General features: G+C 68.6%; 21 protein-coding genes. 8 read left to right on the forward strand and 13 right to left on the reverse strand.

The annotated features are described in order from the left end of the window. Positions 1-80: 80 nt before the first annotated feature. The 3 genes from A5756_RS16050 to A5756_RS16060 all read right to left on the reverse strand — a co-directional run bounded on the left by A5756_RS16050 (position 81) and on the right by A5756_RS16060 (position 4,957). On the reverse strand, positions 81-2,276 hold the full coding sequence (locus A5756_RS16050; protein ID WP_066954150.1) for a malate synthase G: 2,196 nt from the start codon (positions 2,274-2,276) through the stop codon (positions 81-83). Between the two features lie 279 nt (positions 2,277-2,555). Then, positions 2,556-3,596 carry a hemolysin family protein gene (locus A5756_RS16055; RefSeq protein WP_066954153.1) on the reverse strand — a complete coding sequence of 347 codons (1,041 nt, stop codon included), beginning with the start codon at positions 3,594-3,596 and terminating at the stop codon, positions 2,556-2,558. After that, entirely contained in the window at positions 3,593-4,957 is a 1,365-nt protein-coding gene (locus A5756_RS16060) for a hemolysin family protein (RefSeq protein WP_066954156.1), read from the reverse strand. The genes A5756_RS16055 and A5756_RS16060 overlap by 4 nt, the downstream gene beginning before the upstream one ends. Before the next feature lie 295 nt (positions 4,958-5,252). Between A5756_RS16060 and A5756_RS16065 the strand changes: the two genes are divergently transcribed. Further along, entirely contained in the window at positions 5,253-5,879 is a 627-nt protein-coding gene (locus tag A5756_RS16065; RefSeq protein ID WP_066954159.1) for a GNAT family N-acetyltransferase, read from the forward strand. A gap of 25 nt (positions 5,880-5,904) precedes the next feature. Here A5756_RS16065 and A5756_RS16070 read toward each other — a convergent pair whose 3' ends face one another. The 4 genes from A5756_RS16070 to A5756_RS16085 form a co-directional block, all read right to left on the reverse strand. Continuing rightward, entirely contained in the window at positions 5,905-7,341 is a 1,437-nt protein-coding gene (locus tag A5756_RS16070) for a GuaB1 family IMP dehydrogenase-related protein (RefSeq protein WP_066954162.1), read from the reverse strand. A gap of 41 nt (positions 7,342-7,382) precedes the next feature. After that, entirely contained in the window at positions 7,383-8,840 is a 1,458-nt protein-coding gene (gene gndA, locus A5756_RS16075; RefSeq protein WP_066954165.1) for an NADP-dependent phosphogluconate dehydrogenase, read from the reverse strand. Positions 8,841-8,944: 104 nt separating this feature from the next. After that, on the reverse strand, positions 8,945-9,895 hold the full coding sequence (locus A5756_RS16080; protein ID WP_066954168.1) for a M56 family metallopeptidase: 951 nt from the start codon (positions 9,893-9,895) through the stop codon (positions 8,945-8,947). 14 nt (positions 9,896-9,909) lie between these two features. Next, positions 9,910-10,329 (reverse strand): BlaI/MecI/CopY family transcriptional regulator, encoded by a 420-nt coding sequence (locus tag A5756_RS16085; protein WP_066954170.1) that lies wholly within the window; start codon positions 10,327-10,329, stop codon positions 9,910-9,912. Positions 10,330-10,617: 288 nt separating this feature from the next. Here A5756_RS16085 and A5756_RS16090 point away from each other — a divergent pair, with 288 nt between their 5' ends. Next, a complete protein-coding gene (locus A5756_RS16090; RefSeq protein WP_066954173.1) occupies positions 10,618-11,031 on the forward strand; it encodes a PaaI family thioesterase in 414 nt (137 codons plus the stop codon). 85 nt (positions 11,032-11,116) lie between these two features. Here A5756_RS16090 and A5756_RS16095 read toward each other — a convergent pair whose 3' ends face one another. From A5756_RS16095 to A5756_RS16110, 4 genes are all read right to left on the reverse strand, one after another. Beyond that, positions 11,117-12,505: an NAD(P)/FAD-dependent oxidoreductase gene (locus A5756_RS16095; RefSeq protein ID WP_066954176.1), complete on the reverse strand. Its 1,389-nt coding sequence runs from the start codon at positions 12,503-12,505 to the stop codon at positions 11,117-11,119. Between the two features lie 188 nt (positions 12,506-12,693). Then, the gene (locus A5756_RS16100; protein WP_066954179.1) at positions 12,694-13,074 is read right to left on the reverse strand and encodes a DUF4189 domain-containing protein; all 381 of its coding nucleotides are present in this window, start codon (positions 13,072-13,074) and stop codon (positions 12,694-12,696) included. A gap of 115 nt (positions 13,075-13,189) precedes the next feature. Beyond that, the gene (locus A5756_RS16105) at positions 13,190-14,107 is read right to left on the reverse strand and encodes an LLM class F420-dependent oxidoreductase (RefSeq protein WP_066954182.1); all 918 of its coding nucleotides are present in this window, start codon (positions 14,105-14,107) and stop codon (positions 13,190-13,192) included. Between the two features lie 59 nt (positions 14,108-14,166). Continuing rightward, positions 14,167-14,844 (reverse strand): SDR family oxidoreductase, encoded by a 678-nt coding sequence (locus A5756_RS16110; protein WP_066954185.1) that lies wholly within the window; start codon positions 14,842-14,844, stop codon positions 14,167-14,169. Between the two features lie 251 nt (positions 14,845-15,095). Between A5756_RS16110 and modA the strand changes: the two genes are divergently transcribed. The 6 genes from modA (at position 15,096) to A5756_RS16140 (ending at position 20,545) form a co-directional block, all read left to right on the forward strand. Next, on the forward strand, positions 15,096-15,860 hold the full coding sequence (modA, locus tag A5756_RS16115) for a molybdate ABC transporter substrate-binding protein (RefSeq protein ID WP_066954187.1): 765 nt from the start codon (positions 15,096-15,098) through the stop codon (positions 15,858-15,860). Between the two features lie 101 nt (positions 15,861-15,961). Next, positions 15,962-16,765 carry an ABC transporter permease gene (locus tag A5756_RS16120; RefSeq protein WP_197505787.1) on the forward strand — a complete coding sequence of 268 codons (804 nt, stop codon included), beginning with the start codon at positions 15,962-15,964 and terminating at the stop codon, positions 16,763-16,765. Then, complete coding sequence (locus tag A5756_RS16125; RefSeq protein ID WP_066954192.1) at positions 16,762-17,880, forward strand: sulfate/molybdate ABC transporter ATP-binding protein; 1,119 nt, start codon at positions 16,762-16,764, stop codon at positions 17,878-17,880. The genes A5756_RS16120 and A5756_RS16125 overlap by 4 nt, the downstream gene beginning before the upstream one ends. A gap of 107 nt (positions 17,881-17,987) precedes the next feature. Next, positions 17,988-19,037: an alanine and proline-rich secreted protein Apa gene (locus tag A5756_RS16130; protein ID WP_066954195.1), complete on the forward strand. Its 1,050-nt coding sequence runs from the start codon at positions 17,988-17,990 to the stop codon at positions 19,035-19,037. Positions 19,038-19,170: 133 nt separating this feature from the next. Further along, entirely contained in the window at positions 19,171-19,470 is a 300-nt protein-coding gene (locus A5756_RS16135) for a GlsB/YeaQ/YmgE family stress response membrane protein (protein ID WP_066954198.1), read from the forward strand. A 46-nt stretch (positions 19,471-19,516) separates the two neighbouring features. After that, positions 19,517-20,545: a zinc-binding alcohol dehydrogenase family protein gene (locus tag A5756_RS16140; RefSeq protein ID WP_066954201.1), complete on the forward strand. Its 1,029-nt coding sequence runs from the start codon at positions 19,517-19,519 to the stop codon at positions 20,543-20,545. A 6-nt stretch (positions 20,546-20,551) separates the two neighbouring features. On the opposite strand, the gene A5756_RS16145 is transcribed toward A5756_RS16140, so the two are convergent. Both A5756_RS16145 and A5756_RS16150 read right to left on the reverse strand, forming a co-directional pair. Further along, a complete protein-coding gene (locus A5756_RS16145; protein ID WP_066954205.1) occupies positions 20,552-21,316 on the reverse strand; it encodes a CPBP family intramembrane glutamic endopeptidase in 765 nt (254 codons plus the stop codon). A gap of 99 nt (positions 21,317-21,415) precedes the next feature. Continuing rightward, positions 21,416-23,809 (reverse strand): phosphoketolase, encoded by a 2,394-nt coding sequence (locus tag A5756_RS16150; RefSeq protein WP_066954208.1) that lies wholly within the window; start codon positions 23,807-23,809, stop codon positions 21,416-21,418. Positions 23,810-23,919 lie beyond the last annotated feature (110 nt).

A 23,919-nucleotide genomic window follows, 5' to 3' on the forward strand; every position in this document is an offset into this window, starting at 1 on the left:
CATCCGACTTGTTGTGAACCCGCCGCTGATCTTAGTCGTCAGCGGCACCGATGCTCCGCGAGCCCGATTAAGGCACGAGCTCAATTTGATTGCGTCGCGCGGGCCTTAACTTCGCGCCGGCGGCGATGCAGGATCGGCTCGGTGTAGCCGTTGGGCTGCTGCGTCCCGGTCAGGATCAAGTCCTGGGCGGCCAGGAACGCAATGCTGTCATCGAAGTTGGGCGCCATCGGCAGGTAGGCCGCGTCCTTGGCGTTCTGCGCGTCCACCAGCGGCGCCATCCGCTCCAGGCTGGCCCGCACGTCCTCCTCGGTGATCACCCCGTGGCGTAGCCAGTTGGCCAGCAGCTGACTCGAAATCCGCAGCGTGGCACGGTCTTCCATGAGCGCCACGTCGTGAATGTCGGGCACCTTCGAGCAGCCGACCCCCTGGGCGACCCAGCGCACCACGTAGCCGAGGATGGACTGGCAGTTGTTGTCGACCTCCTCGCGGATCTCCTCGGGGGCCCAAGCCAGTTCCTTGGCCAGCGGGACGGTCAACAACTCGTCGATGTTGGTGCGCTTCTGGCCCGCCAGCTCCTCCTGCACGGCGCCCACATCGACGTAGTGGTAGTGCATCGCGTGCAGGGTGGCGGCCGTCGGCGAGGGCACCCACGCGGTGGTGGCGCCCGCCTTGGGTTGGCCGATCTTCTGCTCGACCATGTCGGCCATCAGCTCGGTCATCGCCCACATGCCCTTGCCGATCTGCGCCTTGCCCTTGAAGCCGGCCGCCAGGCCGATGTCGACGTTGGCGTCCTCGTAGGCCTTGATCCAGGTGGTGTTCTTCATCGCACCCTTGCGGATCATCGGACCGGCCTCCATCGACGTGTGGATCTCGTCGCCGGTGCGGTCCAGGAAGCCGGTGTTGATGAACACCACCCGGTCGGCCGCGGCCTTGATGCACGCCTTGAGGTTGACGGTGGTCCGCCGCTCCTCGTCCATGATGCCGACCTTGAGGGTGGCCTGCGGCAGGCCCAGGACGTCCTCGACGCGGCTGAACAGCTCGCAGGTGAATGCGACCTCGTCGGGCCCGTGCATCTTCGGCTTGACGATGTAGATGGACCCGGTGCGGCTGTTGGCCAGCGGGCCGTTCGCGTCCCCGGTCTTGAGCCCGTGGATCGCCGTCAGGCCGGTGAACAGCGCGTCCATGATGCCCTCGAACACCTCGTTACCGTCGGCGTCGACGATGGCGTCGTTGGTCATCAGGTGGCCGACGTTGCGGACGAACAACAGGCTGCGGCCCGGCAGCGTCAGCTCGCCCTCGCCGTCGGGCGTGGTGTAGGTGCGGTCCTGGTTCAGCACCCGGGTGAAGGTCTCGCCGCCCTTGGCGACCTCCTCGGACAGATCGCCCTTGTTCAGCCCCAGCCAGTTGCGGTAACCCAGCACCTTGTCGTCGGCATCGACGGCGGCGACCGAGTCCTCGAAGTCCATGATCGTGGTGACGGCCGATTCCAGGATCACGTCCTTGATGCCGGCGCGGTCGGTCTTGCCGATCGACGACTCGGGGTCGACAAGGATCTCGATGTGCAGACCGTGGTTCACCAGGAGCACCGACCAGTCGGGGGAGCCGAGCTCGCCGGTGTAGCCGGCGAACTTCTCCGGGCTGGCCAGGCCAACGGATCCGTCGGCGGTCGCGACCTTCAGCTGGCCGTCCTCGACGGCCAGTCCCGTCGCGTCGGCCCAGGACCCGGATTCCAGCGGCACCGCCTGGTCGAGGAAGTTGCGCGCATAGGCGATGACCTTGTCGCCGCGAATCTTGTTGTAGCTGGTGCCCTTTTCGGCACCGTCGCTCTCGGGGATGACGTCGGTGCCGTACAGGGCGTCGTAGAGCGAGCCCCAGCGCGCGTTCGCGGCGTTGAGCGCGAACCGGGCGTTGAGCACCGGCACCACCAGCTGCGGTCCCGCGGTCGTGGTGATCTCGTCATCGACGCCGGACGTCGTGATCGTGAAATCCTCGGGTTCGGGCAGCAGGTAACCGATTTCGGTAATGAACTGGCGGTACGCCTCGACGTCGAACGGCTCGATCACGCGTTGGCGGTGCCACTTGTCGATCTGGGCCTGCAGCTCATCGCGGCGGTTCAACAGGTCCCGGTTCTTCGGCGTGAGGTCGGTGACGACTTTGTCGACTCCGGCCCAGAAGCTGTCCGGGTCGATGTCGGTGCCGGGCAGGGCCTCGTTGTTCACGAAGTCGTAGAGCACTCGGGCGACGCGCAGGTTCCCCGCCGACACGCGATCAGTCATGTTTCTCCTCCGTAATGAAGCCTCACCAAGCCGCCATTAGCTCAGAGTGGCAATGTCTTCAGCGTACCGAGCAGCAGCCTGGTGAGCGTATCCGCCCAAACCTGCCACACCAGGTCAAGCCGCGCTGACAGCTCTAACCATGCCGCTGCGGCGAGCCCGGGGATCGAATTCCAGCAACGCACCTGTGCGCCTGGGATCCTGCGCCGTCCAGCACTTTCTTGACTGGTAGCCGTTGAAATCATACGGGCTCGCTGCGGTCCCGCTTCGCGACCTGTACCCCTATGCGTCGCGCATCGTGCCGACGAGGTCTTCAACCAGGTCTTCCATGGCCACCATCGCGACCACGTCGCCGCTCGCGCCGGTCACCAGCGCGAGATGGCTGTTGCTGCGGCGCATCCGCGACAAAGCGTCGGCCAGCGGCAGTGACTTGGGCAGCCGCGGCAGCGGCCGCACCATCGCCAGGTCGATCACCGTCCGTGGGTCGTCACCGAGCGTGAGCATGTCCTTGATGTGCAGGTAGCCGATGAAGTCGCCGTTGACGTTGGCCACCGGGAACCGTGAGTAGCCGGTCTGGGCCAGGGCCTCTTCGACGGCGCCGACCGTCGGGCCGGTGCCCGCCGCGGCCACCCGCACCGCGTGGACATCGGCGAGCGGGACCGCCACGTCGCCAACGACGCGGGTGCCGATTTGCAGCGCCCGGGTCAGCCTGGTGTGCTCCTCGCGGTCCAGCAGCCCTTCGGATCGCGATTCGGCGATCATCTCGCTCAATTCGACGGGGGAGACGCTGATTTCGAGCTCTTCCTTGGGTTCCACGCCCAGTGCTCGCACCACCACGCTGGCGCATTTGTTGTAGAACACGATGAACGGCCGCGCGGCTCGCACATAGGCCAGGTAGGGCGGCACCAGCAGCATCGCCGTGCGCTCGGGACCGGCCAGCGCGATGTTCTTGGGCACCATCTCGCCCAGCAGCACATGCAGCGTCACCACGATCGCCAACGCGATCGCGAACGACAGCGTGTGCAGCAGCGTCGGGTGAATGGTGGTCAGGCCCAGTGCCGTGCGCAGCAGGTCGGCGACCGCCGACTCGCCGATCCGCCCGAGCAGCAGCGAGGCGGCGGTGACTCCGAGCTGCGCCCCCGCCAGCATGGCCGGCAGCTGCTCTCCGGCGCGCATCACCGTGACCGCGCGGGCCTTGCCCTGTTCGGCGAGCGCTTCGAGGCGGTCGCGCCGGGCCGAGATCAACGAGAATTCCGCCCCGACGAAGAAGGCGTTGACGCCGATCAGCAGCATCGCCAGGAACACGCCCATGGTGTTGTTCATCGGGAGCCCCCGGCCGCCGGGCTGTCGCCGCGCAGCTCGATCAACTCGAGCAGGTCGATGCGGCGCCCCTCCATCCGGATGACGGTCGCTTGCCAGCTCAGCGACGTGTCCAGCAACCCGTCGGCGTCCAGGGCCGGCAACTTGACCGTTTCACCGGCCACCGGGATGTGGCCGAATTCACGCAACGCCAGTCCGCCGATGGTCTCGTAGGGTCCCTCGGGCGCGCGGAAGCCGGTCGCGGCGGCGACCTCGTCGATGCGCAGCAACCCCGAGACGCGCCAACCGGTTCCGGCCGCCACCACATCCGGGGTGGCGTCGTCGTGTTCGTCGCGGACATCGCCGACGATCTCTTCGATCAGGTCCTCGACCGTCACCATGCCCGCCGTGCCGCCGTATTCGTCGACGACCATCGCGGTCTGCAGGCTGTTGGCGCGGATCTCGCCCATGACGGCGTCGCCGTCCAGCGTCGACGGCACCACGGGAACGGGCTGCGCCACCGTGATCAGGGGCGTGCCCGCCCGCTCGGCCGCCGGGATGGCCAGCACCTGTTTGACGTGCACGATGCCGACGGTTTCGTCGAGGTCGCCATCGACGATCGGGAAGCGCGAGTACCCCGACTCCGCTGCCGCGGCCACCAGGTCGGCGACCGTGTCGTCGGTCTGCAGCGCCACGATCTTCGACCTGGGCGTCATCAATTCTTCGGCGGTCCGGGCGCCGAATTGCAGGGAGCGCCGCACCAGCGATGCGGTGGCCGCATCCAGTGAGCCGCTGCGCGCCGAAGAACGCACCAGCGACAGCAGCTCCTGCGGCGACCGCGCCGAGCGCAGCTCCTCGGCCGGCTCGATACCCAGCTGGCGCACGATCCAGTTCGCCGCGCCGTTCGTCAGCCGGATCGCCGGGGTGAAAAACAAGGAGAACAGCAGCTGGACGCCCACGACGGCCCGCGCGGTGGACAGCGGTCGGGCGACGGCCAGGTACTTCGGGACCAGCTCGCCGAACACCATCGATACCGAGGTGACGATGACCAACGCCAGGAACGCCATGATCGCGTCGGCCACCCGGTCGGATATCCCGATCGCGTCAAACCACGGATGCGGCAGGTCGGCCAGCATGGGATCGGTCAGATAGCCGGCCGCCAATGTGGTGGCGGAGATGCCCAATTGAGCGCCGGATAGCTGGAACGACAACTTGTGGTGGGCGCGTCGGATCGCCCGGTCACGGCGTCCGCCGCCGCGGGCGTTCGCCTCCACGGCGCTGCGGTCCAGCGTGGTGAGCGAGAACTCGGCGGCGACGAAGATCGCGTTGCCGAAGATGAGCACCGCGATGGCCACGACGCTGAGCACGGTGACGGTGACGTTCATGGGTCAAGCCGCCCGTTGGCCGATTGCCTGCTGAGATCCGACGGGGGAGGCTCCGCATCGGGCGGCTCGTCCGACGGCTGCCGCACCCGAAATCCCATGGCCTGCACGGGTGCCTGCGGCACGTCGATCCCTTCGCTGCCTGAATCCGGTGCGGACGCGGTCGCCTCCGTCTTTGCTGACTTATGGTAGCCCGGTCCGTCCCGCGCGCGGCCGACCACCGGTTTCGTCGGCGCCACCCCGCCACCCCCCACCCGACTATGGGTTGCCTAACCTTACTCGGTAGGCTGTGCGCACTATGGCGCCCGAAGCCCCTCCCGAAACCCCATCCGCGCAAGCACTTCCGCGCGAGCGCTTCGACATCGCCGACGAGATCGCGCGCATAGGCCCGCCGCCGGTACCCGCCCTGGAGCCGCCGTTCGCGCTGCGGGTCGCTCGACGCGGGGATGCCGGCATGGTGTCGGAGTGGATGAACCGCCCGCACTTGGCGGCGGCCTGGGAATACGACTGGCCGACGTCGCGGTGGGAGCGGCATCTGGGCGCACAGCTTGACGGGACGTATTCGCGACCACTGCTCGGAAGCATCCGCGGAAAGGATTGCGCGTATCTCGAGTTATATTGGGGCGCAAAGGATTTGATTTCACATTACTATGAGGCCGAGGCTTATGACCTGGGGTTGCACGCCGCCATCGCCGACTCGGCCCTGGTGAACCGGGGGCTGGGCCCGATGCTGTTGCCGCGCATCGTGGCCAGCGCGTTTTCCATGGAGCCCCGTTGCCGGCGCATCATGTTCGACCCCGATCACCGCAACACCGCGGCGCGTCGGTTGTGCGAGAACGCCGGATGCACGTTCCTCGGGGAGCACGACGCCAGCAACCGGCGGATGTCGCTTTACGCGCTGGAACGTCCGAACACCGACGCATAGCCCTCGCCATTCCGGGTCGAACGGGTCACCAACCCAGTGGCAGCGGATGGCCTTCGGCGAAGCCCGCGGTCGACTGCACCCCGACGACGGCGCGCTCATGCAGCTCCGTGAGGTTGGCGGCGCCGACGTACGTGCACGTGCTGCGCACGCCCGAGGTGATGTGGTCGATCAAGTCCTCGACGCCGCCGCGGTCGGGGTCCAATCCCATCCGCGACGTCGAAATGCCTTCTTCGAAAAGCGCTTTGCGCGCGCGCTCGAACGCGGTGTCGGCGGCGCTGCGGGCGACCACCGCCCGCTTGGACGCCATGCCGTAGCTCTCCTTGTAGGGCTGGTCCTCGCGATCGCGCATCAGGTCCCCGGGCGATTCGTAGGTGCCGGCGAACCACGATCCGATCATCACGTTGGACGCCCCGGCCACCAGCGCCAGCGCCACGTCCCGCGGATGGCGGACGCCGCCGTCGGCCCACACATGCCCTCCCAATTGCCTTGCCGTCGAAGCGCATTCGACCACAGCCGAGAATTGCGGGCGGCCCACGGCGGTCATCATCCGGGTGGTGCACATCGCCCCCGGCCCGACGCCGACCTTGACGATGTCGGCCCCGGCGCCGAGCAGGTCGCGGGTGCCTTCCGCCGAGACGACGTTGCCCGCCACCAGCGGGACGCCCAGTTCGAGCGAGGACACCGTGCGGATCGCATCGAGTGTCTTCACCTGATGCCCGTGCGCGGTATCGATGACGAGCACGTCGACGCCCGCCTCGGCCAGGGAGCGCGCCCTGGCCCCCGCATCGCCGTTGATGCCGACGGCCGCGCCGATCCGCAGCCGCCCGCGCGCGTCGACCGCCGGGGCGTACAGGCCGGTCCGGACGGCCCCGGTGCGGGTCAGCACGCCGGCCAGCGTGCCGTCCGCGTTGGTCACCACGGCAACCCCGATCGGGGCGTGCTCGAGCAGGTCGAAGATCTTGCGCGGCTCGGTGCCGACCGGGGCGGTGACGAAGTCGGTGATCGCTACGTCACGCACCCTGGTGAACCGGTCAACGCCGAGGCAGCACGATTCGCTGACCAGGCCCATCGGGCGGCCCTCGAAGACGACGACGGCGACCCCGTGCGCACGCTTGTGGATCAGCGCGGTCGCATCCGACACCGAATCGTCGGCCGCCAGGACCACCGGGGTGTCGAGAACGAGGTCACGGCTCTTGACGAAATCCAACGTCTGCTGCACGGCGGTGATCGGGAGATCCTGCGGCAGGATGACCAGGCCGCCGCGGCGCGCGACCGTCTCGGCCATCCTGCGCCCGGCCACCGCGGTCATGTTGGCCACCACCACGGGGATGGTGGTGCCCGAGCCGTCGTTGGTGGACAGGTCGACGTCGAAGCGCGACTCGACCTCTGACCGGCCCGGCATGACGAAGACGTCGTTGTACGTCAGGTCGTAGCCGGGCCCATGCCCGTCCAGGAATCTCATCGTCGTCGCCGTGCCCCCTCGTGTCCTCCAGTAGTACCCCGCTAGGCGGGCACTTCGCTGCGGTCCCCGCTCCAGAGCGTGTGGAACCGCTTGTCCGGGTCGTCGTCGATCCGGCCGTAGGTGTGCGCGCCGAAGAAGTCCCGCAAGCCCTGGGTCAGCGCCGCGGGCAGCCGCTCGGTGCGCAGGGCGTCGTAGTAGGACAGCGCCGAGGAGAAGCCCGGGATCGGGATGCCCAGCTGCGTGGCGGTCACCACGACGCGGCGCCAGCCGTCGATCGCGGCCTCGATCGCGCTGCGGAAGTAGGGCGCGACGATCAGCGTGGGCAGGTCGGGGTCTTCGTCGAACGCGTCTTTGATGCGGTTGAGGAACTTCGCCCGGATGATGCAGCCGCCGCGCCAGATGGTGGCCAGATCGCCCGGGGTGACGCCCCAGTCGTATTCGGCGCTGCCGGCCTGAATCTGGTTGAAGCCCTGCGCATAAGCGATGATCTTGGACGCGTACAGGGCCTGACGGACGTCCTCGACGAACTGCTGCGCATCTCCCGGCTTGGCTCCCAGCTCGCCCGAGGCCAGCCCGGTGGTGGCCTTGCGCTGCGTCACCGAACCCGACAGCGCGCGGGCGAATACGGCCTCGGCGATGCCGGTCACCGGCACGCCGAGGTCCAAAGCCGACTTCACCGTCCAGCGGCCGGTGCCCTTCTGCTCGGCCTCGTCGAGGATGACGTCGACGAGCGGCTTGCCGGTCTTGGCGTCCTTCTGCCGCAGCACCTGCGCGGTGATTTCGACCAGGAAGCTATCCAGGTCGCCTTTGTTCCACTCGTCGAACACATCCGCGATCTCGTCGGCGGTCTTGCCGAGCCCGTCGCGCAGCAGCTGGTAGGCCTCGCCGATCAGCTGCATGTCGGAGTACTCGATGCCGTTGTGCACCATCTTGACGAAGTGACCGGCGCCGTCCGGGCCGATGTGGGTGCAGCACGGGACGCCGTCGACGTGCGCGGAGATCTCCTCGAGCAGCGGGCCCAGCGACTTGTACGACTCGGCGGGGCCGCCCGGCATGATCGACGGGCCGTTGAGCGCGCCTTCCTCCCCGCCCGAGATTCCGGCGCCGACGAAGTGCAGGCCCCGTTCGCGCATCGCCTTCTCGCGGCGAATGGTGTCGGTGTAGAGGGCGTTGCCGCCGTCGATGATGATGTCGCCTTCTTCCATGGCGTCGGCGAGCTGGTTGATGACGGCGTCGGTGGGGTCACCGGCCTTGACCATGATGAGCACCCGCCGCGGCTTCTCCAAGGCGTCCAGAAACTCCGCAATGGTCTCCGACCGCACGAACTTGCCCTCGTCACCATGCTCTTTGAGCAGCGCGTCGGTCTTGGCGACCGACCGGTTGTGCAGCGCCACCGTGTAACCGTGCCGCGCGAAATTGCGAGCGATGTTCGAACCCATTACCGCCAGGCCGGTGACGCCGATTTGCGCGGTCGCGGTCTGTGCATCCGACGAACCCATGTCTTCGCCTCGTCTCTCAGTCGGAGAACCTTGCCCAAAAGCTTTCCGTCACACTGTGGCACAGCGGACATGCGCCCGCCCGGGGTGATGGCTCCGGCGTCGCCTCAGAGGTTGAACAGGCGCCGCAATTCCGTGAGCCACGGGACCGCCAATGCGACGGTGGGCACCACGAACACGGCCGCCGCCGCGAGGTATGCGGCCGCCGACAGCGCCAGGCTGTTGCCATCGCCGCACAGCCGGCGCACGCGGACCACCGTGCTGGGGCCGCCCGCGGCCAACGCGCCCGACGGCGCCCGCCCGGACGCGCAGGCAACCAGGGCCCGCGCCAGGGGAGCGCGCCCCGCCGCGCGCACGGCGGCGTCGTCGGCGAGTAGCTCGACGAGCAGTTGAACCGCGCCGAGAGCGTTCGCGCTGCGCACCAGCCGCGGGAACGCGGCGTGCACCGCGGTGAATGCCTCGAGAACCAGGTCGTGCCGGGCTCGCAGATGAGCCCGCTCGTGGGTGAGGATCGCCGCGACTTCCGCATCGGCGAGCGTGCTCAGCGCCCCCTCGCTGACCACCACCCGGCTGCGCACGCCGGGCAGGCAGTAGGCCAGCGGCTGCGCAACATCCAGGACGCGAAGGTCGCGCGTGTGGGCGCAGGGCTGGGGGAGCGCGGCGTCGTGGCCGACGCCGACCAGATCGACCACCATGCGGTGGTGGGCGCGCCGTCGCCGGTTGGCGATGGCCACCCGCATCACCGCGACCACCAATCGGGCGCCGACCAGCACGGTCAGCGCAAAAACGCCGACGTATGCCGCCCACAGCGGCCATCCGAGCCGGCCGGCATCGCCGACGATGCTGGTGGTGGGCCGGCCGTCGGGACCGGGCATGAGCAGCCGAGTGGCGATCGCGATGCCGGCGCTGAATGCGGAGAGGACCGCGGCCAGCGCGATGGCCTGCCACAACACCATCGCGGCGCGGGGAGCGCGCAGCGGCCAGCTCGCGCGTGCCAACAAGGCCGGCACCGGACCGACCAGCAGCACCGCGAGGATGGTGAAGGCCAGCGCGGACACGCTGTCAGTCTCCCTCAGTCCTCCGTCAACGCGCCAGCGGATGGCGAGTTGTTGCGTTGATTGGCTTCCAGTTCGGCGAGCGCTCGCCGCAGGGCGTCCGCTTCATCGGCGCCCACCCGCTCGACGAAGTGGACCAGGGCGGCCTGCCGGCCGCCGGAATCCTCGGCCTGGGCCAGCGCGTCGACCATGAGGCCGGCGACGAGCTCGTCGCGGCCGTGCACGGGTGCGTATCGGTGCGCGCGGTCGTCCCGGATCTGGGAGACCAGATTCTTCTTGGCCAGCCGTTGCAGGACGGTCATGATCGTCGTGTAGGCAAGGTCGCGTCGCGCGGATAACGCGTCGTGGACCTGCCGGACCGTTTGCGGTTCCGGCGCGGACCACAAGTGGTCCATCACGGCGCGTTCCAGATCCCCGAGCCGGGTCAGTTTCGCCATAGTGCGTTCTCTCCTGAGCGTCGAGCAACATCCTACTCCGGGTTACTACCGACGGTCGTACCCAAAGCTTCCCACGGCCGGCCGAATTGGTGCTTGCGAAATTAGGACAGCCTTGCCTATGCTAACCGAGTCGAGCGAACGACGACCGCGGCGAGTCCTGAGGGCTGCAGTGACCCCCGGTCGCCTCGATCGGCGAGCCCCGTGTCCCAGCGGCACGGGGCTCAGCCGTTTCTTGGGCGCCCGTCCCGCCGCGAGCGCCGACATCGACCGATGGTGTAGACACAGAACGTGCCTCAGCCTCCGGAAACGACCTTGCCGCCGGATTTCACCGCGCCCTTCGATCAGGAGATCGGGCTGCAATTCACCGAACTCAGCCCCGACGGCGCCCGCGCCCAGCTCGAGGTCACCCCCAAACTGCTGCAGCCGATGGGCCTCGTGCACGGCGGTGTCTACTGCTCGATCATCGAAAGCATGGCCAGCGTCGCGGCCTACACCTGGCTCGCCACCCGCGGCGGCGGGAATGTCGTGGGAGTCAACAACAACACGGACTTTCTGCGTTCCATCGGATCGGGGATGGTGTACGGCGCCGCCGAGCCGATCCACCGCGGCCGGCGCCAACAGTTGTGGCTGGTCACCATCACCGACGCCGACGACCGGGTGGTCGCCCGCGGCCAGGTGCGGCTGCAGAACCTCGAGGCGTAGCGAACCGGTATTCACCAATTGCGCTATCCTGCAATGGCTTTCGCGAATACCGCGATTCGACGCCAGTACGTGGTGGGCCGACCGGTTAGCTAGCCCGCCTGGCGGCCGCAGGGCGCTTCGCCTCCGCGGCGAGCACCGCCAGCTGTTCGATGCGGGTGCGGGCGAAGGCCTGTTGCTCGGTGATGGTCAGCTGGCCGCGCCGCGTGCTCAGGAACGTCACCGTCCACGACAGCAGCGTGCTGACCTTGGTCTTGAACCCGACCAGGTAAACCAGGTGCAGCACCAGCCACATCAGCCAGGCGATGAAGCCGCTGAACTCCAGCGGGCCGACCTTGGCCACCGCGGAAAACCGCGAAACGGTGGCCATGGAGCCCTTGTCGAAGTACTGGAACGGTTCGCGCTCTGCCGGATTGGCGCCGCCCAGTTCGGCTTTGATCATGCCGGCGACGTACTTGGCGCCCTGAATCGCGCCCTGAGCCACGCCCGGAACGCCTTCGACGGCGGCCATGTCACCGATCACGAACACGTTCGGGTGGCCCGGGACCGACAGGTCGGGCAGCACCTTGACCCGCCCGGCGCGGTCGAGTTCCACCGACGACTGCTCGGCAAGGTCTCGGCCCAGCCCGCTGGCCTGCACGCCCGCGGACCACACCTTGCAGGCGGACTCGATGCGCCGGATGGTGCCGTCGGAGTCTTTGACCGTGATGCCGTTGCGGTCGACATCGGTGACCATCGCGCCCAACTGGATCTCGACACCCATCTTCTCCAGCCGGGCGCGCGCCCGCGCGCCCAGTTTGTCGCCGAAGGGCGGCAATACGGCGGGGGCCGCGTCGAGCAGGATTACTCGCGCCTTGGTGGAGTCGATGCCGCGGAACGAGCCCTTCAGCGTGTGGGCCGCCAATTCCGCGATCTGCCCGGCCATTTCGACGCCGGTGGGTCCGGCGCCGATGACGGTGAACGTCAGCAGCTTGGCGCGTCGTTCCGGATCACGCGACCGTTCGGCTTGTTCGAACGCGCTGAGGATCCGGCCGCGCACCTCCAGTGCGTCGTCGATCGACTTCATGCCGGGCGCGAATTCGGCGAAGTGGTCGTTGCCGAAGTACGACTGTCCGGCGCCCGCGGCGATAATCAGGCTGTCGTAAGGGGTTTCGTAGGTGTGGCCGAGCAAATCGGATACGACGTACTTGCCGGCAAGATCGACGTGCGTGACGTCACCGAGCAGCACCTGAACGTTGCGCTGCCGGCGCAGGACGACCCGGGTGGGCGGGGCGATGTCGCCTTCGGAGACGATGCCCGTCGCCACCTGGTACAGCAACGGCTGGAACAGGTGGTGCGTGGTGCGCGCGATCAGTTTGATGTCGACATCGGCGTGCTTGAGTTTCTTTGCCGCGTTCAGCCCACCGAATCCCGAACCGATGATGACGACCTGGTGGCGACGTTCGGTTCCAGCTGTGGTTTCCGGTGGGGGGATCATGTTTCCGCTGCTCCTGACGGGGGCTTTTGGACACGCGACTGCAGTTAGCCACAACGCTAGTCAGGCGGATACCCGGAAACCTAGTTGATACCCATGTGTTGTTTGCAACACTAACGGTGTGCGGGCCGAAGTGCCTGGTGGGCATCGGGCACTGTGGCGCAGTTATCAGCTATTGCACGAAGCCGGCATCACTGGCTGGAGCCCTCGCCCGCACAGTGGTCGTGGCCTGCCTGGATCGTTCCGCCGGGGGCACGCTCGAGCGCCTGGGCTTCGGCTTCTTCGCGGGTCGGACCCCAGCCGCCGAAGTATCGGGATTTGGCCGCATTCAAGACGAGTGCCACGCACCCGCCCTGCCCGCTGGCCAGCAGCCGGCAGTCGCTGATGCTCTTGCGGCACGACTCCATCACCGCCTTCTCGGCCGCGCCCTGGCTGGCCGCTCCGTCGGCGATGTTGATGTGGCCGGTGGAGTCCGAGATCGCCATGGCGATCCAGTTGTTGTCCGCATGGGCGATCGGCGGCGCGGCGAACGCTACGCCGGCCGCGACCGCCGCCAGGGCTCGTTTCTTCATGGCCGTCCCGGCCCCTTACTTCTGCGCTGCGCCGTTGTGGCACAGGTAAACGCTGCTACATGGAGTATTACCGCGGCGGCACCAATCCGCGACCCCACATGAGCGGCGTCGGCGGCTACAGGCCGACGACCGGGCGCAGCGCTTCTCCCACCGCGCTGATCACGCCGGGGGTGTAGAAGGGCAGGTTGATGATCACGCCGTCGATGCCGGCGTCCACCACTTTGGTCTTGATCTGGTCGGCGACCGAGTCCGGGCCGCCGACCACCATGCGCTGCGTCATCTCGGCGGGAACCTGGTCGGCCTTCGCGTTCTCGTCGATCAGCACGGTGGTCAGGGTGCTGGTTTCCAGCGTCGCCGGGTCCCGGCCGATCTCCTCGCACCGCCGCCGCACAACCTCCAATTTGCCTGGCAGCTCGTCGAATCCGGCGATCACGTTGAGGTGATCGAAGTGGCGCGCGGCCAGCGGGATCGTCTTCTTCTCGCCGCTACCGCCGATCATCAGCGGAATGTGTTCGCGGAAGCGCGGATTCGCCATGGCCTCGCGGACCTGGTACCAGTTGCCCGAGAAGGTTGGCCGCTCGCCCTTGATCATCGGCAGGATGATCTGCAGCGCTTCCTCGAGCCGGTTGAACCTGTCGGTGAAGGTGCCGAATTCGAAGCCCAGCTGGTCGTGTTCGAGTTCGAACCACCCGGTACCGATGCCCAGGATCGCGCGGCCCTGGCTCACCACGTCGAGGGTGGTGATGATCTTCGCCAGTAGCGAGGGGCTGCGGTAGGTGTTGCCGGTTACCAAGGTGCCCAACCGAACTCGTTCGGTGGCGGTGGCCAGCGCCCCCAGGGCGGTGTAGGCCTCCAGCATCGGCTGGTCGGGATCGCCCAGCATGGGGAGTTGGTAGAAGTGGTCCATTACGAAAACCGAGTCGAAACCAGCCGATTCGGCCTCGCGGGCCTGAGCCAGAACAGTGGGGAAGAGTTGCTCCACCCCGGTGCCGTAGGAGAAGTTGGGTATCTGCAGACCGAGTCGAATAGCCACGCGATCTACCGTAGTGCGGCGCCGGGCGCGACGATACCGCTCGGCGGGGGATTACGCCCTCAGCCGAATTGGGTGAGCGCGCCGTGGCTGACGTGCAGCGTCTGGCCGGTGATGTGGCGGGCCGCCGGGGTGGTCAGGAACAGCGCCAATCGGGCCACCTCGCCGGCGACCGACGGCGGCGTGCGGGAGAGACCGTCGTAGCCGGGCTGGGCGCTGCGCCCGCTGGCCACGGCGTTGACCGTGATCCCTCGGGTGCCGAAGATGCCCGCCTGGCCCGCGACCCAATTCGACAGGGTCGCTTTGATGGCGGCGTCAACGCTTCCGGCCGGCGGGTTCTCGGGCACCACGCTGATGATGGAGCCACCCGAGCGCAGATGATCACCGACGGTCTGCACCGTCAATACCGCCGAGAGCACAGTTGCGTCCAACGCATTCCGCCATGCAGTGGCCGTGTCGGCGATCGAGTAGGTGCGCGGGTCGCCGGCTTCCCAGGAGGGCGCCGGTACGTTGACGATGGTGTCCAGATGATGGGGGAACGAGGCGCGGGCCTCGGTCAGGCTTGCCGGGTCGGTGGTGTCGCAGACGATCGCGTCCACGTCCAATTCCTTGGCGGCGACCTCCAGGTCGCTGCGCCGCGCACCCACGAGGGTCACCTTGTGACCGGCATCGCGGAAGCCTTCGGCCACTGTGCGCCCCAGTTCGGTGTCTCCACCGGTGACCAGCACCTCCACTGCCATGACCTCCTCGTGTTCAACGTTGAACCCAGACCCGGGCAGTTCCGTGTGGCCATCCACAGGACGCCGGGGGATTTGCCTGGGATCTCAGCGCGTTATGGCATCGATCTGCCTAGATGTTACTGGACAGTAGCTAGTCGGCGAAATTGTTGACGCTGCGACGCGCGGATCATTTGCATAACTACTCGGCGGACACTTTTTTGCGACGTTAGCCCCGCAAGCGGGCCGCATCCTCGGCGGGTTAGGGTGCACGCATGCGGCGGATCGGGATTGTGGCCGGCGTGGTGTCGATGGTCCTGGCGGCGGGCCTGGCCGGGTGCGGTTCGAAACCGTCCCCGCAGGGGTCGGGAAGGCTGGTGGTGTTCGCCGCCGCCTCGCTCAAGCCCGCGTTCACTCAGATCAGCGCGCAGTTCAAGACCCAAAACGCGGGCAGCAACGTCGAATTCGACTTCGCGGGATCCTCCGAACTGGCCACCCAGTTGACGCAGGGCGCGACCGCCGACGTCTTCGCGTCGGCGGACACCGCACAGATGGACACCGTCGCCAAGGCCGGACTGGTGTCGGGTGAGCCGAAAAACTTCGCCTCGAACACGCTGGTGATCGTCACCGCGCCCGGCAACCCCAAGAAGGTCGGCTCATTCGCCGACCTCGCGCGGCCGGGGCTGGGCGTGGTGATCTGCCAGAAGCCGGTCCCGTGCGGATCGGCGACCCAGCGGGTCGAAGACCGCACCGGCGTCCACCTCAACCCGGTGAGCGAGGAACCGAGCGTGACGGACGTCCTCAACAAGGTCACCACAGGCCAGGCGGATGCCGGGCTGGTGTACGTGACCGATGCGCACAGCGCCGGGGACAAGGTGACCCCCGTCAACTTTCCCGAGGCCGCCGGCGCGGTGAACGTCTATCCGATCGCCGTCCTGAAGAACGCCCCGCAACCGGTGTTGGCCCAACGGTTCCTGGCCATAGTGACCGGCGGCACCGGTCAGAACATCCTGGCCCAGTACGGCTTTGTCAAGCCCTGACGCGTGCACCCGGCGGAACTGCCGCACGCTGGCCGTTTCCCAACACGCCCAGCGCTAGGTTGAGCCGGGGTAGATCTCCGGCCAGGTTTAAGGAGGCACGTATTAGAGAGCCTCGCACGCACCTGCCTCGGTGGGTGTACCTCCCCGCCGCGGTGGGGACCGCGTTCGTGGTGCTGCCGTTGCTGGCCATCGCGATCAAAGTCGACTGGCCGAACTTCTGGTCGTTGATCACGAGCCCGTCGTCACGGACGGCCCTGCTGCTCAGCCTCAAGACCGCCGCGGCCAGCACCCTGCTGTGCGTGCTGGTCGGCGTGCCGATGGCGTTGGTGCTGGCCCGCAGCACGGCGCGGCCGGTCCGGCTGATGCGGCCGTTGATCCTGCTGCCGTTGGTGCTGCCGCCGGTGGTGGGTGGGATCGCGCTGCTCTACGCGTTCGGGCGGCTCGGATTGCTCGGCCGGTACCTCGAAGCCGCCGGCATCAGCATCGCGTTCAGCACCACCGCGGTGGTGTTGGCGCAGACGTTCGTCTCGCTGCCGTTCCTGGTGATTTCCCTGGAGGGCGCGGCGCGCACCGCCGGCGCCGACTTCGAGGTCGTGGCGGCGACCCTTGGGGCGCGTCCCAGCACCGTCTGGTGGCGAGTCACCCTCCCGCTGCTGCTGCCGGGCCTGATGTCGGGGACGGTGCTGGCGTTCGCCCGCTCGCTGGGGGAGTTCGGCGCGACTCTGACGTTCGCCGGGTCGCGCCAAGGAGTCACCCGCACGCTGCCGCTGGAGATCTACCTGCAGCGGGTGACCGACGCCGACTCGGCGGTGGCGTTGTCGATCCTGTTGGTCGCCGTGGCGGCGGTAGTGGTGCTGGGGTTGGGCGCGCGCCGTCTGACCGGCGCCGAAGCGAGGCAACCGTGAGTGACCTGCAGCTGCGCGCCGTCGTGGCGGATCGCCCGCTGGACGTCGAGTTCTCCGTCTCGGCGGGCGAAGTGCTGGCGGTCCTCGGACCGAACGGCGCGGGCAAGTCGACCGCGCTGCACGTCATCGCGGGGCTGATTCGCCCGGATCGCGGGTGGGTCCGGTTGGGGGACCGGGTGCTGACCGACACCGAGGCCGGGGTGGACGTGACAACCCACGACCGCCGCGTCGGCCTGCTGTTGCAGGACCCGCTGTTGTTCCCGCACATGAGCGTTGCCGCCAACGTGGCGTTCGGGCCGCGCAGCCGTCGTGGCCGGCTGCGCCCAGCCCGGGCAGCGGAGAAGGCGACGGCGCTGCGCTGGCTGCGCGAGGTGGACGCCGAGCCGCTGGCCGACCGGAAGGCGCGCCAGCTGTCCGGCGGTCAGGCCCAGCGGGTGGCGATCGCGCGCGCGCTGGCCGCCGAGCCCGACGTGTTACTGCTCGACGAGCCGCTGACGGGTCTCGACGTCGCCGCGGCCGCGGGGATCCGCGCGGTGTTGCGCGGCGTGGTCGGCCGCACCGGCTGCGCGGTCGTGCTGATCACGCACGACCTGCTCGACGTGTTCACCCTGGCCGACCGGGTGCTGGTGCTGGAAGCCGGCAAAATCTCCGAGATCGGCCCGGTCTCCGACGTGCTGACGGCGCCGCGCAGCCACTTCGGGGCGCGCATCGCCGGCATCAACCTGGTCAACGGGACGGTCGGCCCGGACGGCTCGCTGCACGCGCGCTCGGGCACCCGCTGGCACGCGGTCCCCAGCCTCGAGGGCGGCGACGAGCTTGCTGAGGGACGGAACGCGATCGCGGTCTTCCCGCCCGCGGCGGTGGCGGTTTATCGGGAGCGGCCACACGGTAGCCCGCGCAACACGGTCGAGGTGACGGTGGCGGAGATGGACATTCGCGGGTCGGCGGTGCTGGTGCGCGGCGGGCAGCAACCCGATGGTGCCCCCGGGCTGGCCGCGGAGATCACCGTCGACGCCGCCTCCGAGCTGCGGCTGGCACCCGGGGAGCAGGTGTGGTTCTCCGTCAAAGCCCATGAGGTGGCGTTGTATCCGGCGCGCGGTGAAGCGGGCAATTGAGCGCCTGGCCGCGCTGCGGGTTGCACATCGGCAACATCGGCAAAACGGCATCGCAATTGTCCGCAAGGCTCCTTGCGTCACAGCGGTAACACGGTAGGTTCGTCGCCATGGACCAGGTGGAACCCAACTCGACGCGTCGCAAAGGTCTGTGGGCGACGCTGGCGATAGCCACGGTGACCAGTGCCAGCGCCGTCACGCTCGCTTTGCCGGCGACCTCGTACGCCGATCCGGAAGTCCCGACTCCGGTCCCGCCGGCGACGACGACCGCCCCACCTCCGGCGGCCGCCCCGGCCGCTCCCGCAACCACTCCGCCGCCGGCCGCTGCGGCGCCCGGCGCTCCTCCGGCGCCGGTCGATCCCAACGCGCCCGTGCCGCCGCCACCGCCGCCCGTCGATCCGAACGCGCCGCCACCTCCGCCGGCTGACCCCAACGCCGGGCGGATCGCCAACGCCGTGGGTGGCTTCAGCTACGTCCTTCCCCCCGGCTGGGTGGAGTCGGACGCGTCTCACCTCGACTATGGCTCGGCGCTGCTGAGCAAGACGACGGGGCAGCCGCCGCTGCCCGACCAGCCGCCGCCGGTGGCCAACGACACCCGCATCGTGATGGGCCGCCTGGACCAAAAGCTTTACGCCAGTGCCGAAGCCAACAACTCCAAGGCCGCGGTGCGGCTGGGCTCGGACATGGGTGAGTTCTTCCTGCCGTATCCGGGCACCCGAATCAACCAGGAAAGCACCCCGCTCACCGGGGCCAATGGCGTCACCGGCAGCGCGTCGTACTACGAGGTCAAGTTCAGCGACGCCTCCAAGCCCAATGGCCAGATTTGGACCGGCGTCGTCGGGCTGCCCGCAGCGAACACGCCGAACGGCGGACCGCCGCAACGCTGGTTCGTGGTGTGGCTCGGCACGGCAAACGACCCGGTCGACAAGGGCGCGGCCAAGGCGCTGGCCGAGTCCATCCAGCCCTGGGCGGGCCCGCCCGCGCCGGCCGCTGGTGCCCAGCCGGCCCCGGGCGCCCAACCCGCGCCCGCGGCGCCGGCGGCCCCGGCACCCGCTCCGGCTCCAGGAGCACCGGCGCCCTCACCGGCTCCGGCGCCGGCGGCGGCGGGAGAGGTCAGCCCCGCCCCAGCGCCGGCGCCACAGCGGACGCAATCGACCTGACGTGCGATCGGCGCGTCAGGATGATGCGCCAACCGTCTCCGAAACGGAACCTATTCCGTTACGCAAAGCGGGTATACCGAGATGATGGCCCAGCAACTCGCTGGGCTTTGCCAGCGATTGCAAGGAGACCCGCATGGACGTCATGGCAGCTACCGAATATCTGGCCCGCTCAACAACGTTCACCAGCGTCGGCATCATTGGATACATCATCATCGGTGGTCTGGCGGGTGCGCTCGCCAGCAGGATCATCAGGGGCAGTGGCGCCGGCATCCTGATGGACATCGTGATCGGCATCATCGGCGCCTTGATCGGCGGCTTCATCCTGAGCTTCTTCGTCAACACCGCGGGTGGTGGCCTGATCTTCACCTTCCTCACCGCGCTGCTCGGGTCGCTGATCCTGCTCTGGATCGTCGGCATGGTGCGGCGGACCTGATCAGTTAGCACGTTGCGGCCGTGGTGGTTAGCGGCATGATGGACGAATGGTTCCACAGCTAACCACCACGACCATGCGCGCGTGGCGGGTGCGCCGGCCCGGTCCGATGGATACCGGCCCGCTGGAGCAAATCACCGCCGACGTGCCGAGCCCCGGGCCGGCGGAGTTGCTGGTCGCCGTGCGGGCCTGCGGGGTGTGCCGCACCGACCTGCACGTCACCGAGGGCGACCTGCCCGTACACCGCGACCACGTCACGCCCGGCCACGAGGTGGTGGGCGAAGTCGTCGAGGTCGGCCCGGAGGCGGGCGACGAATTTCGGGTGGGAGACCGGGTGGGGATCGCCTGGCTGCGCCACACCTGCGGCGTGTGCAAGTACTGCCGCCGCGGCGACGAGAACCTCTGCCCTGAATCTCGCTACACCGGCTGGGACGCCGACGGCGGCTACGCCGAATTCGCCACTGTTCCAGCCGCTTTCGCGCACCGACTGCCGGGCGGTTACAGCGACAGCGAGTTGGCGCCGTTGCTGTGCGCCGGCATCATCGGCTATCGCTCCCTGCTGCGCGCCGATCTGCCACCGGGCGGACGGCTGGGTCTGTATGGGTTCGGCGGCAGCGCCCACATCACCGCGCAGGTCGCGTTGGCGCAGGGCGCCGAGGTGCACGTGATGACGCGGGGAGCCGAGGCGCGCGAACTGGCGATGCAGCTCGGCGCGGCGTCGGCGCAGGGCGCGGCCGACCCGCCACCGGTGCCGCTGGATGCGGCGATCCTGTTCGCACCGGTCGGTGACCTGGTGCTGCCCGCGCTGGAAGCGTTGGACCGCGGCGGCACGTTGGCGATCGCCGGCATCCACCTGTCCGATATCCCGCCGCTCAACTACCAGCGTCATCTGTTCCAGGAACGCCAGGTTCGCTCGGTCACGTCCAACACGCGGGCCGACGCGCGGGCGTTCCTCGACTTCGCGGGCGAACACCATATCGAGGTGACCACGCCGGAGTATCCGCTGAGCCAGGCGGATCGCGCGCTGGGCGATCTCAGCGCGGGCCGGATCGCGGGCGCGGCGGTGCTGCTGGTGTGACCGGCCTCAGGCAGTCAGGTGCCAGACCAGGGCGGCGGCCAGTGCCCCGAGTCCGTTCAGCGACCAGTGCAGCGCGATCGGCGCGATCAGGCTGCCGCTGCGACGACGTAGCCAGCTGAAGACGAATCCCGCCGCTCCGGTGGCCAGCACGGCGCCGGTCACCCCGGCCACCATCCCGACGACGCCGCCGCCGAGAATGCGGGTGAAGCCGACGTTGCTGCTGGTAAGCCCGAGCGACGTCGCGACGTGCCACAGCCCGAAAAGCAACGATCCCGCCAGCGCGACGCCGCGGAACCCCCACGCCCGATGCAGCGTGCCGTGCAGCACGCCGCGGAACGCCAGCTCCTCCGGGATCACGGTCTGCAGCGGGATGATGACCATCGAGGCGATCAGGGCGCCGGAGACCGTCGCGTAGCGGTGGTTCAGGAACATCGGCCGGGTCATGGGGAGCAGCACCCCCACGGCGATCACCGCGGCCACAACCAGCACCGCGGCCACCGCATAGCCCAGCCCCGACTTCCAGTGTTCGCGTCCCAAGCCCAGATCGGACCAGTCCAGACCGTTGGCGCGCATCAGGAACACCAGGCCGACGGCGGCGGCGGGGACGACGGCGATGCCGGCCCACGGGGTGGTGAAGTGCGCGACCAGGTTGGTCAGCACCAAGACGGCGACGACGACGGCGATGTCGAGGTGGATGCGAACCCGGTGCAGCGCCGAGAGCTGCGAGATCACCGGATGGTGAATGTCGGGCGTCTCGGCGGCGTCAAGCATTCATCCAGCTTACCGATGGCCCCCGCCGGGACGGCCCAACGAGATTGCCGTCACGGTCGCGGTGGCGCCCCAAGCGCAGCCGCGGCGGCAATCTCGGCGTCAGGACTGCCCGCCTGATCGGTCGTCTCGCTCCCAGGTCCAGCCGGCGATCCGCGGGTCATCCTCGCCGTGCTCACGGGTGTAGATGCGCGCGGCGAGCCGGGCGTCGACCATCCGCTGGCGCAGCTCGGCCGCCCGGCTGGCCAGCCCGTCGACCCGGTCGATGACGTCCATCACCAAATGGAAGCGGTCCAGATCGTTCAACATCACCATGTCGAACGGCGTCGTGGTGGTGCCCCGCTCCTTGAACCCGCGCACGTGGATGTGCGGGTGGTTGGTGCGGCGGTAGGTGAGCCGGTGAATCAGCCAGGGGTAGCCGTGGTAGGCGAAGATGACCGGCTTGTCGCGGGTGAACAGCGCGTCGAACTCCTTGTCCGGCAGGCCGTGCGGGTGCTCGGAATCCGGCTGCAGCCGCATCAGGTCGACCACGTTGACCACCCGGACCGCCAACTCCGGCAGTTCGCGGCGCAGGATGTCGGCGGCGGCCAGCGTCTCCAGCGTCGGGATGTCCCCGGCGCAGGCCAGCACCACGTCGGGTTCACCGCTGGCGGTGCTCGCCCACGGCCAGATGCCCACGCCGCGCGCGCAGTGCGCGATGGCCTGATCCATGTCCAGGTAGGCCAGCGCCGGCTGCTTGCCGGCGACGATGACGTTGATGTAGTCGCGGCTGCGCAGGCAGTGGTCCGCCACCGACAGCAGCGTGTTGCCGTCCGGTGGCAGGTACACCCGGGTCAGTTCGGCCCGCTTGTTGGCCACCAGGTCGATGAAGCCGGGGTCTTGGTGTGACGCGCCGTTGTGGTCCTGGCGCCACACGTGCGAGGACAGCAGGTAGTTCAGCGACGCGATCGGCCGCCGCCACGGCAGCTCGAGGCTGGTGGCGAGCCACTTGGCGTGCTGGTTGAGCATCGAGTCGACGATGTGGACGAACGCCTCGTAGCAGTTGAACAGGCCGTGCCGACCGGTCAGCAGGTAGCCCTCCAGCCAGCCCTGGCACAGGTGCTCGGAGAGCACCTCCATCACCCGCCCGTCGGCGGCGAGGTTCTCGTCGTCGGGCCCGAGCTCGGAGAGCCAGACCTTGGCCGTCGCCCCGTAGACGGCGTCCAGCCGGTTGGAGGCCGTTTCGTCCGGGCCCATCAGGCGGAACCGGTCGGAGTTGCGGGCGATCACGTCCCGCAGGAACGTGCCCAGCACCCGGGTCGCCTCGTGCGTCACCACCGCCGGCCGCGACACCGTGACCGCGTAGTCGCGGAAGTCCGGCAGGTCCAGGTCGTGCAGCAGCAGGCCGCCGTTGGCGTGTGGGTTGGCGCTCATCCGGCGGTCGCCGAGGGGCGCCAGCGCTCGCAGCTCGGCGCGCAGCTTGCCGTCGGCGTCGAAAAGCTCCTCAGGCCGGTAGCTGCGCAGCCACTCCTCGAGCTCCGCGCGGTGCTGGGGATTGTCGTGCGTCTCGGCCAGCGGGACCTGATGGGCTCGCCAGGTGCCCTCGACCTTCTTGCCGTCCACCACCTTCGGACCGGTCCAGCCCTTGGGCGTGCGCAGCACGATCATCGGCCAGACGGGCCGCTGCATCGCGTTGCCGTTGCGGGCGGCGCTTTGGATGGCCGCGATGTCGTCGAAGGCGTCGTCGAACGCGGCCGCCAGCTGCTGGTGCACGTTGGCCGGGTCGTCACCGGCGACCGTGATGGGCCGGTAACCGTAGCCGCGCAGCAGTGCCTCGAGTTCGGCGTGGGGGATGCGCGCGAGCACGGTCGGGTTGGCGATCTTGTAGCCGTTGAGCTGCAGGATGGGCAGGACCGCGCCGTCGGTGACCGGGTTGAGGAATTTGTTGGAGTGCCAGCTGGCGGCCAGCGGCCCGGTCTCGGCCTCGCCGTCGCCGATCACACAGGCCACAACCAGATCGGGGTTGTCGAAGGCCGCGCCGTAGGCGTGCACCAGCGCATAGCCGAGTTCACCGCCCTCGTGGATGGAGCCGGGCGTCTGGGCGGCGACGTGGCTGGGGATGCCGCCGGGAAAAGAGAACTGCCGGAACAGCTTTCGCAGTCCTTCGGCGTCCTCCTCGATGGCGGTGTACACCTCGCTGTAGGTGCCTTCGAGATACGCGTTGGCGACCAGCGCGGGGCCGCCGTGCCCGGGCCCGGTGACGTAGATGACGCTGGAGTCGCGGTCGCGGATGATTCGGTTCAGGTGCGCATAGATCAGGTTCAGCGCCGGGGTGGTGCCCCAGTGGCCCAGCAGCCGCGGTTTGACGTGCTCGGGCGACAGCGGTTCGCTCAGCAGCGGGTTGTCCAGCAGATAGATCTGTCCGACCGACAGATAGTTGGCGGCGCGCCAGTATGCGTTGATCAGGTCGAGTTCGTCGTCGGCAAGGGGAGCGGTTGTCTGGGTTTCTAGGCTCACCCCGCCGATTGTCCGCGCCCGCGGTGAACGGCGCCCGATGCGGTGCTCCGTCCTGCTGGCGGCGACCCGCTTCGCCCGGCTCCGCCGCGCTCGCGATCGCCGACTACTCC

This window comes from Mycobacterium sp. 852002-53434_SCH5985345 (genome assembly GCF_001667155.1).
In the GTDB taxonomy this organism is placed as follows: domain Bacteria; phylum Actinomycetota; class Actinomycetes; order Mycobacteriales; family Mycobacteriaceae; genus Mycobacterium.